Origin of the sequence: Rhodococcus sp. BP-349, assembly GCF_019835845.1 — a bacterium.
GTDB lineage: Bacteria > Actinomycetota > Actinomycetes > Mycobacteriales > Mycobacteriaceae > Rhodococcoides.
Map to the genome: position 1 here is coordinate 1036215 of NZ_JABUDR010000003.1, position 12306 is coordinate 1048520.

9 protein-coding genes are annotated in these 12306 nt (G+C 68.3%); 7 read left to right on the plus strand and 2 right to left on the minus strand.

Annotated features, from left to right (window positions below; genetic code table 11):
* Positions 1 to 9 precede the first annotated feature (9 nt).
* A complete protein-coding gene (locus HQ325_RS21260) occupies positions 10 to 1641 on the plus strand; it encodes an ABC-F family ATP-binding cassette domain-containing protein (RefSeq protein WP_027505305.1) in 1632 nt (543 codons plus the stop codon).
* A 6-nt stretch (positions 1642 to 1647) separates the two neighbouring features.
* Here HQ325_RS21260 and HQ325_RS21265 read toward each other — a convergent pair whose 3' ends face one another.
* Both HQ325_RS21265 and HQ325_RS21270 read right to left on the minus strand, forming a co-directional pair.
* Positions 1648 to 2217 (minus strand): TetR/AcrR family transcriptional regulator, encoded by a 570-nt coding sequence (locus HQ325_RS21265; protein ID WP_222632283.1) that lies wholly within the window; start codon positions 2215 to 2217, stop codon positions 1648 to 1650.
* A 134-nt stretch (positions 2218 to 2351) separates the two neighbouring features.
* Complete coding sequence (locus HQ325_RS21270; RefSeq protein WP_307806186.1) at positions 2352 to 5156, minus strand: aconitate hydratase; 2805 nt, start codon at positions 5154 to 5156, stop codon at positions 2352 to 2354.
* A 379-nt stretch (positions 5157 to 5535) separates the two neighbouring features.
* On the opposite strand from HQ325_RS21270, the gene HQ325_RS21275 reads away from it, so the two are divergent.
* From HQ325_RS21275 to fabG1, 6 genes are all read left to right on the plus strand, one after another.
* Entirely contained in the window at positions 5536 to 6105 is a 570-nt protein-coding gene (locus tag HQ325_RS21275; RefSeq protein WP_231476272.1) for a DUF6676 family protein, read from the plus strand.
* A 288-nt stretch (positions 6106 to 6393) separates the two neighbouring features.
* Entirely contained in the window at positions 6394 to 8058 is a 1665-nt protein-coding gene (locus HQ325_RS21280) for an NlpC/P60 family protein (protein WP_374107249.1), read from the plus strand.
* A gap of 95 nt (positions 8059 to 8153) precedes the next feature.
* On the plus strand, positions 8154 to 9392 hold the full coding sequence (locus HQ325_RS21285) for a MoxR family ATPase (RefSeq protein ID WP_222632285.1): 1239 nt from the start codon (positions 8154 to 8156) through the stop codon (positions 9390 to 9392).
* Positions 9389 to 10399 (plus strand): DUF58 domain-containing protein, encoded by a 1011-nt coding sequence (locus HQ325_RS21290; protein ID WP_374107261.1) that lies wholly within the window; start codon positions 9389 to 9391, stop codon positions 10397 to 10399. Before HQ325_RS21285 ends, HQ325_RS21290 begins: the two co-directional genes overlap by 4 nt.
* The gene (locus HQ325_RS21295) at positions 10396 to 11391 is read left to right on the plus strand and encodes a VWA domain-containing protein (RefSeq protein WP_222632289.1); all 996 of its coding nucleotides are present in this window, start codon (positions 10396 to 10398) and stop codon (positions 11389 to 11391) included. Before HQ325_RS21290 ends, HQ325_RS21295 begins: the two co-directional genes overlap by 4 nt.
* Before the next feature lie 108 nt (positions 11392 to 11499).
* On the plus strand, positions 11500 to 12258 hold the full coding sequence (gene fabG1 / locus HQ325_RS21300; protein WP_222632290.1) for a 3-oxoacyl-ACP reductase FabG1: 759 nt from the start codon (positions 11500 to 11502) through the stop codon (positions 12256 to 12258).
* Positions 12259 to 12306: the final 48 nt, after the last annotated feature.

The window sequence follows — 12306 nt, forward strand, 5'->3', positions numbered from 1 at the left end:
GTTCGCACCGTGATCACCGCCACCGACCTGGAGGTTCGTGCTGGCGTGCGTACTCTTCTGTCCGCCCCCGGGCCCGCCCTGCGCGTGCAGGCCGGCGACCGCATCGGCCTCGTGGGCCGCAACGGCGCCGGGAAGACCACGACCCTCCGCATCCTGGCGGGTGAGGGTGAGCCCTACGCCGGCTCGGTCACCCGCACCGGAGACATCGGATACCTGCCGCAGGACCCCAAGGAGGGCGACCTCGACCTGCTGGCCAAGGATCGTGTCCTGTCCGCCCGCGGACTCGACACCTTGCTGCACGACATGGAGAAGCAGCAGGCGCTCATGGCCGAGGTGGCCGATGAGGATCGCCTCGACAAGGCCGTCCGACGATACGGCGAGCTCGAGGAGCGTTTCGCCTCGCTCGGCGGCTATGTGGCCGAGAGCGAGGCGGCGCGCATCTGTAACAGCCTCGGACTGCCCGACCGTGTCCTGGCGCAGCCCCTGCGCACCCTCTCCGGCGGTCAGCGCCGCCGCGTCGAGTTGGCACGCATCCTGTTCGCGGCGTCCGACGGCAGTGGTGGTCGCTCGGCCACCACGCTGCTGCTCGACGAGCCCACCAACCACCTCGACGCCGATTCGATCACCTGGCTCCGCGGCTTCCTGCAGAGCCACGAGGGTGGGCTCATCGTCATCAGTCACGACGTGGAGCTGCTGAACGACGTCGTGAACCGCGTGTGGTTCCTCGATGCCGTCCGCGGCGAGCCGGACGTCTACAACATGAATTGGAAGAAGTACCTCGACGCGCGCTCGACGGACGAGCAGCGTCGTCGCCGCGAGCGTGCCAACGCGGAGAAGAAGGCCGGCGCTCTGCGCGCCCAGGCCGCCAAGATGGGTGCGAAGGCCACCAAGGCCGTGGCCGCCCAGAACATGGCCAAGCGTGCCGACAAGCTGATGGCGAACCTCGACGAGGAACGCGTGTCCGACCGGGTGGCACACATCCGCTTCCCCGAGCCCGCACCGTGCGGCAAGACGCCGCTCATGGCGTCGAATCTCACCAAGATGTACGGGTCGCTGGAGATCTTCGCGGGTGTGGATCTGGCCATCGACCGCGGTTCCCGCGTCGTGGTGCTCGGACTCAACGGCGCCGGCAAGACGACGCTGCTGCGCATCCTCGCGGGCACGGAGAAGAGCGACTCGGGCCAGATCGAGCCCGGTCACGGTCTGCGCATCGGCTACTTCGCCCAGGAACACGACACCCTCGACGACATGGCGTCGGTCTGGGAGAACGTGCGGCACGCGGCACCGGACACCCCGGAGCAGGAGCTGCGGTCGCTGCTCGGTGCGTTCATGTTCACCGGCCCGCAGCTCGAGCAGCCGGCCGGCACTCTCTCCGGCGGTGAGAAGACGCGACTCGCGCTCGCCGGCCTGGTCTCGTCGGCGGCCAACGTGCTGCTCCTCGACGAGCCGACCAACAACCTCGACCCGATCTCGCGTGAGCAGGTCCTCGAGGCGCTGCGGAGCTACAAGGGCGCCGTCGTGCTGGTGACGCACGATCCGGGTGCGGCCGAGGCACTCTCTCCCGAACGAGTGATCCTCCTGCCGGACGGCAACGAGGACCACTGGTCGCAGGACTACCTCGACCTGATCACGCTCGCCTGAGTCGGCTCACGGCCGATCGCGACGGACCGACTCCTCGACCAGATCGAGGACGGCCGACAGGTTCTCGGTGCCCTGGCCCGATGCGATGCGGGTCACGAGACCGTCCATGACGAGGTCGAGGTATCCCAGCAGTACGGCGGTGGGCACGTCGTCCCGCAGTCGGCCCGCAGACCTCTGACGCTCGAGACGTGACAGGACGGCGTCCTGCAGCTCGACCGAGCGCTCCGACCACCCGGCCCGGAACTCGGCGTCGGTCTTGAGCCGTCGGGCGATCTCCAGACGTGTACCGAGCCAGTCGAACTGGTCGGGAGCGGCCAGCATGTCCCGCATCACCTGGACGAGCCCCTGCTCGGCGGCGACGTCGGCCATGCGGCGCGCGTCGTCGCGGGCGAGCGCGAGGAACAGCCCGTCCTTGTCCTTGAAGTGGTGGAAGATCGCTCCTCGCGAGAGCGAGGTGGCCTCCTCGAGTCGCCGCACCGTGGCGCCCTCGTAACCGTATTCGGCGAAACAGCGGCGCGCGCCGTCGAGGATCTGACTTCGGCGCGCCGCGAGATGGTCGTCACTGACCTTCGGCACTCGGTGCTCCTGTCGTGTGCTGGGGACATCGTGCTGATCGCAGAACGCGCACGACCGAACCGGCGATACACGCGGTATCGCGGCGCGGTCGTGCGCGTTCTGCTCCCCTCACGGGGCAGTGATCACTGCGGTGATCAGCCGATCATGTTGCGCAGCACGTACTGCAGGATGCCGCCGTTGCGGTAGTACTCCGCCTCGCCGGGGGTGTCGATGCGGACCACGGCGTCGAACTCGACGGCAGAGCCGTCTTCCTTCGTCGCGGTGACGTGCATCGTCTTCGGCGTGCGGCCCTCGTTCAGCTCGGTGATGCCCGAGATGTCGAAGGTCTCGGTGCCGTCGAGCTTCAGCGACGCCGCCGACTCGCCGGCGGGGAACTGCAGCGGGACGACGCCCATGCCGATGAGGTTGGAGCGGTGGATGCGCTCGAACGACTCGGTGATGACGGCCTTGACGCCGAGCAGGCGGGTGCCCTTGGCAGCCCAGTCACGCGAGGATCCGGAGCCGTACTCCTTGCCGCCCAGGACGACCAGCGGGATGCCGGCGTTCTGGTAGTTCTGCGACGCGTCGTAGATGAAGGCCTGCGGGCCACCGTCCTGCGTGAAGTCGCGGGTGTAGCCACCCGAGACGTCGTCGAGGAGCTGGTTGCGCAGCCGGATGTTCGCGAACGTTCCGCGGATCATGACCTCGTGGTTGCCGCGACGCGAGCCGAAGGAGTTGTAGTCCTTGCGCTCGACACCGTGCTCGTCGAGGTACTGCGCAGCAGGCGTTCCTGCCTTGATGTTGCCGGCGGGGGAGATGTGGTCGGTGGTGACCGAGTCTCCGAGGTACGCCAGCACGCGCGCACCGGAGATGTCCGTGACGGCTTCCGGGTCCTTGGGCATGCCGTCGAAGTACGGGGGCTTCCGCACGTAGGTCGACTGCGGGTCCCACTCGAACGTCTTGCCGTCCGGGGTGGGCAGTCCGCGCCAGCGTTCGTCGCCCTTGAAGACGTCGGCGTAGCCCTTGGTGTACATCTCCTTGGAGATGGACGAGTCGATCGTGTCCTGGATCTCCTTGGGCGAGGGCCAGATGTCCTTCAGGAAGACGTCGTTGCCCTCGTTGTCCTGACCGAGAGCGTCGTGCTCGAAGTCGAAGTCCATGGTGCCGGCCAGCGCGTAGGCGATGACGAGCGGCGGGGACGCCAGGTAGTTCATCTTCACGTCGGGGGAGATGCGACCCTCGAAGTTGCGGTTACCGGACAGGACCGCGGTGACCGTGAGGTCGTTGTCCTGGATGGCCTCGGAGATCTTGGGATCGAGCGGTCCCGAGTTACCGATGCACGTGGCGCAGCCGTATCCGACGAGGAAGAAGCCGAGCTTCTCCAGGTACGGCCACATGCCGGCCTTGTCGTAGTAGTCGGTGACCACCTGTGAGCCCGGCGCCATCGAGGTCTTGACCCACGGCTTGCTGGTCAGACCCTTGTCGACGGCCTTCTTGGCCAGCAGGGCAGCGCCGAGCATGACCGACGGGTTCGAGGTGTTGGTGCACGAGGTGATCGACGCGATGGCGACGGCGCCGTGGTCGAGGACGAACGAGCCCTGCTCGTCCGAGTCGACGCGCACCGGGTTGGTCGGGCGACCCTCGGCGTTGCCGGCGGCGGAGTGCAGCGGAGCCGCATCGTCGTCGGCGAAGGACAGCGTGGCCGGATCCGAGCCCGGGAACGTCTCGTCGAGTGCCTCGTCCAGCTTCGACGGGGTGGCGTCGACGTCCTCGCCACCCACGTAGTTGTGGATGTCCTTGCGGAACGCGATCTTGGACTCCGACAACAGGATTCGGTCCTGCGGACGCTTCGGTCCGGCGATGGACGGCACCACGTCGCCGAGGTCGAGCTCGAGGTACTCGGAGTACGTCGCCTCGTTCTCGGGGTCGTGCCACATGCCCTGTTCCTTGGCGTACGCCTCGACGAGCGCGAGCTGCTCGTCGGAGCGTCCGGTCAGGCGCAGGTAGTCGACGGTCTCCGAGTCGATCGGGAAGATCGCGGCGGTGGAACCGAACTCGGGGCTCATGTTGCCGAGCGTCGCGCGGTTGGCCAGGGGGACCTCGGCCACACCCTCGCCGTAGAACTCGACGAACTTGCCGACGACGCCGTGCTTGCGCAGCATGTCGGTGACGGTGAGCACGACGTCGGTCGCGGTGACGCCGGGCTTGATCTCGCCGCTGAGCTTGAAGCCCACGACACGGGGGATGAGCATGGAGACGGGCTGGCCGAGCATGGCAGCCTCGGCCTCGATGCCGCCGACGCCCCAACCGAGCACGCCGAGGCCGTTGACCATGGTGGTGTGCGAGTCGGTGCCGACGCAGGTGTCGGGGTACGCCTGACCGTTCCTGACCATGACGGTGCGGGCGAGGTGCTCGATGTTGACCTGGTGCACGATGCCGGTGCCCGGGGGGACGACCTTGAAGTCGTCGAACGCGCCCTGGCCCCAGCGCAGGAACTGGTAGCGCTCGCCGTTGCGCTGGTACTCGATGTCGACGTTGCGCTCGAAGGCGTCCGCGCGGCCGAACACGTCGATGATGACGGAGTGGTCGATGACCATCTCGGCCGGAGCGAGCGGGTTGACCTTCTCCGGGTCGCCGCCGAGAGCGGTGACGGCCTCACGCATGGTCGCGAGGTCCACGATGCAGGGGACACCGGTGAAGTCCTGCATGATCACGCGGGCCGGCGTGAACTGGATCTCGATGCTCGGATCGGCGGACGGGTCCCACGCGGCGATCGCGTCGATGTGGTCCTTGGTGATGTTCGCGCCGTCCTCGGTACGCAGGAGATTCTCCGCGAGGACCTTGAGGGCATAGGGCAACTTCTCGGTGCCGGGGACGGCCTTCAGGCGGAAGATCTCGTACGAGTTCTCTCCGACCTCCAGCGTTCCCTTGGCGCCGAACGAATCGATACTTGCGGTCACGTCAGCTCCACTCGTCTTCTGGGCTGCCGTCGACGGGGCTGTGTCGACGGCGTGGCGAGAGCGGGCGGACATCGCCGTGGGTGAGGGTGCACCCGGGTGGCGTCGAGGCCGCCGCAGTCTCGGTGTTTCGATTCTAACAGTACGCTTGTCCTGTGAGAACGAGTGGCCGAATCGCCGTGTCGCTCTCACCGTGGTGCGCACTCATCGTTCCCCGGCAGCGTTCCGGGCGCAACGAAGGGCTGCCTCCGTGCACCTCGGTGCGCCTCGGACTCGGCGACGGTTCCGTCCCGTAGGGTCCCGCTCGACGGCGCACACACTTCGACCATCATCGCCTCGCGATCCACCGCATCGCCTCGCGATCGACGACAACGGACGGACGATGTCTCTCTCTCCTCTCCCGGCCCTACCGCTGAGTGATCAGCCGCTGGTCGCCCTCCCGATGATCAGCGAGGTGCCGACGTTCGTCGACCTGCAGGCGACCCTCGCCGACGTCGCGGACGACGGGGTGGCCGCGCCGGGTCAGGACGTCGTCGGGCTCGAGGGTGTCGTGGCGCGCGCCGGCGAGCACGGTATCGACCTGAGCATCGTCGTGCTCGACGCGCCGGCGCCGCTCGATTCGCAGCTCCGCGATCTCGCCACGTCGGTCGGTGCCACCGACGGTGGGACGGTCCTCGTGATCGGTCCGGGACAGGTCGGCACGTTCAGCGACTCGATCGATCGCGTGACGCTCGAAGCGGGTCAGGATCAGGCGTACACCGGCAACGCGGTGCAGTCCGCGGACAACTTCCTCGACGTGCTCGTCGAGCCCGGCCCACCGTGGACCGGCATCACTCTGGGCCTCGTTCTCGTGGTCGTCGCCGTGCTCGGCGGCACCTGGTGGGTGAACGAACGCCGCCATCGTTCGGGAGATGTCACCGATCGAGAGGCCGTCACGCCCGACGGGCAGTGACCGTTCCCAAAAAAGTCTCAACGAATCTTTCTCGGACAACGTCCTGATCAGCGCGGATGCGGTCGGCGGAATGACACATGTGTCATTTGTGACTGGAGTTCCTTAAGCGTTCGAAGTGTCGTACGGTTCGCATGGCACTGCTTGGGGAAGAAGTGTCGCAGAGGGGCTGATCGTTGCTCCCGGGTCGGCCGTTGTCGGCTGTGGTCCGGGATCCTGTCACGCTGCGTCGTGTCCTCCCCACGCGTGCGGTGGGTGAATCCGCACTGCGGACGTGAGGGAGACGAACAGGTGAAGCGATACTCCGGAGGTCGACGGCACGTCGGTCGATCGCGGGCTCTGCGTCGCACGATCGGGGGCGCCGTCGTCGCGACGACGCTGCTGCTGTCCGGGACGGGGTTCCTCGCACCGAGTCTCGCGTCCGCCGTGCCGCCGCCCCCGCCCAATCCCTCCGACTCCGACATCGCCGCCGCCGGCGCGCGCGTGGGGGACCAGCTCGGACGAGTCGGTCGACTCATCGACCAGGTCGCCTCGGCCAACCAGCAACTCGCCGCGATCGACGCGCAGGTGGCCGTCAAGCGCGAGGACGTCAACAAGGCCCTCGTCGACCTGCAGAACGCTCGTACCGTCGCCGACGCCGCCGCCGCGGCCGTCGGCATCGCGCAACAGGCCCTCCGCGACGCCGGCCAGATGATCTCCGACGCGCAGAAGAAGTTCGACGCCTTCGCCGTCACCGACTACGTCAAGGGCACCGGGTCCGCCGGTGTCTCCTCACTCCTGGACGCGCAGGGGCCGCAGGACGTGCTCGATCGCGCTCAGATCCTGCGGATGCTGTCCGCCAAGCAGAACGCCACCCTGGACAGCCTGCAGCGGGCGCGTACCGAGGAGGCCAACCGAGACTCCACCGCACGCCAGAGCAAGATCGAGGCCGACCGTGCCTCCGCGGAAGCGGACGCGAAGAAGGACGAGGCGGAACAGGCCATCGCCGCGGCCGTGTCCGCACAGCAGGAGCAGGCAGCGCAGAAGGCGGCCGTCGAGGCACAGCGGGACAGCGCCTCCGCCGAGCTCGAGCAGGCGCGCAACGACGCCGCGGGGCTCGAGGGACAGCGCGACGCGTACTCGCAGTGGGACCAGCAGCGTCAGGCGGAGGAAGCCGCCGCCGCGGCAGCCGCGCAGGCAGCGCAGGAGGCAGCGGTGGCCGCGGCCGCCCGGGTGGCCGCGAACCAGGCCGCCGCCGATCGTGCCGCAGCGTTGGTGGACGGGGAGCGCGACCACACCGACCTGACCGGATCGACGTCGAGCGGCACCTCGTCGGGGAGCACGTCATCGGGTAGCTCGTCGTCGGGTAGCTCGTCGGGTAGCTCGTCGTCGGGCGGTACGTCGTCGGGGAGCACGTCCTCCGGTACCTCGTCGTCTGGTACCTCGTCCTCGGGCAGCACGTCGTCGGGCAGCACGTCGTCGGGCAGCACGTCGTCTGGCAGCACGTCCGGCGGCGGTCGCGGGACCGCCACGAAGGATCCGTCGCTCACCGGGTCCGCGGCCATCGAACTCGTCATCGACCGCGGCATGTCCGTGTTGGGCACCCCCTACTCGTGGGGTGGCGGCAACGAGAACGGACCGACCAAGGGCATCCGTGACGGCGGTGTCGCCGACAGCTACGGCGACTACAACAAGGTGGGCTTCGACTGCTCCGGCCTCATGATGTACGCCTTCGGTGGTCTCGGGATCTCGCTCCCGCACTACACCGGCTACCAGTACACGGCCGGCAAGCAGGTGCCGTCGTCCCAGATGCGCCGCGGCGACATGATCTTCTACGGTCCGGGCGCCTCGCAGCACGTCGCCCTCTACCTCGGTGACGGCAAGATGCTCGAGGCCCCGCAGTCGGGATCGGTGGTGAAGGTGTCGCCCGTGCGTTTCGACGGCATGACGCCGTACGCCGTCCGCATGGTGGAGTGACACCCCGTCCGAGCAGGTAGAACGTCATGTGTCCTCGCCACCTGCAATAGTGGTGCTCGGCAGCAGAGTCCGGGTAGAAAGCGGTGGTTCCACAGGTGACGTCACGAGAGACCGACACGACCGACATCTCTCGGGACGTGCAGACGCTCGAGAAGGCCGTCTACGAGGTCAAACGCGTCATCGTCGGTCAGGACCGACTGGTCGAACGCATCCTCGTCGGGCTTCTCGCACGCGGGCACGTCCTGCTCGAGGGTGTTCCCGGTGTGGCGAAGACGTTGGCGGTGGAAACGTTCGCGACAGTGGTCGGCGGCTCGTTCTCCCGCGTGCAGTTCACGCCCGACCTGGTGCCCACCGATCTCATCGGAACGCGCATCTACCGTCAGGGCAAGGAGGAGTTCGACACCGAGCTCGGCCCAGTGGTCGCGAACTTCGTGCTCGCGGACGAGATCAACCGCGCTCCGGCCAAGGTGCAGTCGGCTCTCCTCGAAGTCATGGCCGAGCGCCACGTCTCCATCGGTGGTCACACGTATCCCATGCCGGATCCGTTCCTGGTCATGGCGACGCAGAACCCGATCGAGAACGAGGGTGTGTACCCCCTCCCCGAGGCGCAGCGCGACCGCTTCCTGTTCAAGATCGTCGTGGACTACCCGACGGTCGAGGAGGAGCGCGAGATCGTCTACCGCATGGGCGTCGCGGCACCGAAGCCCAAGCAGATCCTCGATCCGGTCGAGTTGGTGCGCCTCCAGAACGTCGCGGCCTCCGTGTTCGTCCATCACGCTCTGGTCGACTACGTGGTGCGCGTCATCGCCGCCACCCGTACTCCGCGCGACGTGGGCCTCGACGACGTGGCCGGCTGGATCGCCTACGGCGCGTCGCCCCGAGCGACCCTCGGCATCATCAGTGCTTCCCGTGCGTTGGCGTTCCTGCGTGGACGGGACTACGTCGTGCCGCAGGACGTCCTCGACGTGGTGCCGGACGTGCTGCGGCACCGTCTCGTGCTCTCGTACGACGCCCTGGCCGACGAGATCACGCCCGAGCAGATCATCACGCGCATACTCCAGACCGTGGGCCTGCCGCAGGTCGGCGCGCAGCCGATCCAGCCGCAGGCTCCCCAGCACAACGGGCCCCAGCACAACGGGCCCCAGCAGAACGGGCCCCAGCAGACCGGGCCCCAGCAGCAGGGGCAGGGGCAGGGGCAGGGCGGACCGCAACAGTTCCAGCCCGGTCCCGACGCATCGCCTCAGCAGGGTGGTCCTCAGCAGAACGGTCCCCAGCAGGGTGGCCCGGCGCCGTGGATGCAGAAGCAGACTTCCGCGACCGATCCCACGCGGTGACCATGGCGTCACCCACGGGTGGCCGGCCCGGTGATCCGGTGTTCGGCGCGCCCGCCGTGCAACAGTCGTTGCGCGGCGCGCCTCCGTCCTTTGCCTCGGGGTCGCTGGAGGATCCCCGGTTGTCGGCTGCGCTGCGCACCCTCGAGCTGACCGTTCGCCGCCGACTCGACGGTGTGTTGCACGGCGATCATCTGGGTCTCATACCGGGCCCGGGATCGGAACCCGGCGACGCACGTGAGTACCAGCCGGGCGACGACGTGCGTCAGATGGACTGGTCCGTCACCGCCCGGACGACGCACCCCCACGTCCGTCAGAGCGTCGCGGACCGCGAGCTCGAGACGTGGATGGCGATCGACTTGTCGGCGTCACTCGACTTCGGCACCGCAGGGTGCGAGAAGAGGGATCTCGTCGTCGCGGCCACGTCGGCCATCGCGCACCTGACCAGCGGCGGTGGCAATCGCATCGGCGCCGTCGTCGCGACGGGCGAGCGTGTCGTCCGGGTTCCCGCTCGGGGCGGTCGGGCGCACATCCAGTCCCTGCTCCGCACCGTGGCCACCACACCGCACGCACCCGACGGCACTCGCGGCGACTTCGTCGGCGCGATCGATGCTCTGCGACGGCCGGAACGTCGACGCGGCATGGTGGTCGTCGTCAGCGACTTCCTCGGTCCGACGGACTGGGAGCGTCCGCTCCGAGCCCTCGCGGCGCGCCACGACGTGCTGGCGGTGGAGGTCGTCGACCCTCGCGACCTCGAGTTGCCCGACGTCGGTGACGTGGTGCTGCACGACCCGGAGACGGGACGGACGCGGGAGTTCAGCACGACACCCCGATTGCGCGAGGACTTCGCGGCGGCCGCCGCAGCGCACCGCGCGAACGTCGAGAAGATTCTGCGTGGCTGCAACGCGCCTCGGCTCACCCTGCGGACGGACGGCGACTGGATCGCCGACGTCGTCCGCTTCGTGTCCCGACGACGCCACGGCGCGAGCATGGGAGCGAGTACGCGGTGAGCCTGTCCGATTTCTCGTCACCCTGGTGGCTGCTCTTCCTCCTCGTCGTCGCGGGCCTGGTGGTCGCCTACGTGCTCGCCCAGCGCCGCCGTCAGCGCAACACCATGCGCTTCACCAACATGGAGTTGCTCGAGCGCGTCGCACCGCAGCGCCCCGGGCTGGTGCGCCACGTCCCCACGGCGCTCGTGCTCGTGGGGCTTCTCTTCCTGACCGTCGCACTGGCCGGACCGACGTCCGATCAACGGGTTCCGCGTAATCGGGCGACCGTCATGCTCGTCATCGACGTGTCGTTGTCGATGGAGGCCACCGACGTCCAGCCGACGCGACTGGCAGCGGCGCAAGAGGCCGGCAAGCAGTTCGCCGACGGCCTGACCCCCGGCATCAACCTCGGCCTCGTCGCGTTCGCGGGCACGGCATCGGTGCTGGTCTCGCCGACCACCGATCGTGAGGCGACGAAGTCGGCCATCGATCGGCTGCAGCTGGCCGAGCGGACCGCCACGGGCGAGTCCATCTTCACGGCGATGCAGTCGATCGAGACACTGGGCGCGGTGCTCGGTGGATCGGACGCGGCGCCGCCCGCGCGCATCGTGCTGCTGTCCGACGGGAAGCAGACCGTGCCCGAGAACGAGGACGACCCGCGCGGGTCGTACACGGCTGCCCGCGAAGCGGAGACGAAGGGCATTCCGGTCTCGACGATCTCGTTCGGCACCAGTTACGGCACGGTGGACATCACCGACGAGCAGGGCGACACCCAGCGCGTCGCGGTGCCCGTCGACGACCCGTCGCTCGAGGAGATCGCACGCCTGTCCGGTGGCACCTTCTTCACGGCGTCGAGTCTCGAAGAGCTCACCGAGGTGTACGACACGCTCGAGGAGCAGATCGGCTACGAGACCACCCGTGGTGACGCGAGTCGGCCCTGGTTGATAGCCGGAGTGCTGTTCGTGTCGGCGGGACTTGTCACAGCATTGTCCCTACGCCAGCGAGTCCCCTGACGCACATCGGTAAAGTACGCGCGGGTCGAGGCGATCGACGACGTCCGTGATCGCCCACCGACTGGCCGTTGCTGCGAGCAGCACCCCCGAGAGAGAAGGTTCATCCGTATGTCCTCTGCGCCCGAGTCCGCGACACCCGACGCGACGGCCGGCGGGGGATTCGTCTCCCGGTCCGTGCTCGTCACCGGCGGTAATCGGGGCATCGGCCTGGCCGTGGCCCGCCGACTCGCCGCGGACGGCCACAAGGTCGCGGTCACGCACCGCAGCTCGGGTGCACCGGAAGGACTGTTCGGGGTGCAGTGCGACGTCACCGACACCGCGTCCGTCGATGCCGCGTTCACCGAGGTGGAGAAGCATCAGGGCCCCGTCGAGGTGCTCGTCGCCAACGCGGGCATCACGGACGACACCCTGCTGATGCGGATGACCGAGGAGCAGTTCACCTCCGTCATCGACGCCAACCTCACCGGCGCGTTCCGGGTGGCCAAGCGCGCGAGCCGCTCGATGCTGCGCGCACGCTTCGGACGGTTCGTCTTCCTCGGTTCCGTCGTCGGTCAGGCCGGCGGACCCGGCCAGATCAACTACGCGTCCTCCAAGGCGGGTGTCGTCGGCATGGCGCGCTCGCTCACTCGTGAGCTCGGCTCGCGCTCGATCACCGCGAACGTCGTGGCCCCCGGTTTCATCGAGACCGACATGACTGCGGAGCTCGACGACAAACTCCGGGACACCGCACGCGAGTACATCCCGCTCAAGCGTCTCGGCACTCCCGAGGACGTCGCCGCGGTGGTGAGCTTCCTCGCGTCACCCGATTCGAGCTACGTCTCGGGCGCGATCATCCCGGTCGACGGCGGTATGGGCATGGGCCACTAACCCACCTGGTCCCGACTCCTGCCCGATCGACTCGGGCACACCAGACTT

Coding starts and splice junctions, on each gene's coding strand:
- HQ325_RS21275 (WP_231476272.1), top strand. CDS start 5,536: ATGTCTCTCTCTCCTCTCCCGGCCCTACCGCTGAGTGATCAGCCGCTG.
- fabG1 (WP_222632290.1), top strand. CDS start 11,500: ATGTCCTCTGCGCCCGAGTCCGCGACACCCGACGCGACGGCCGGCGGG.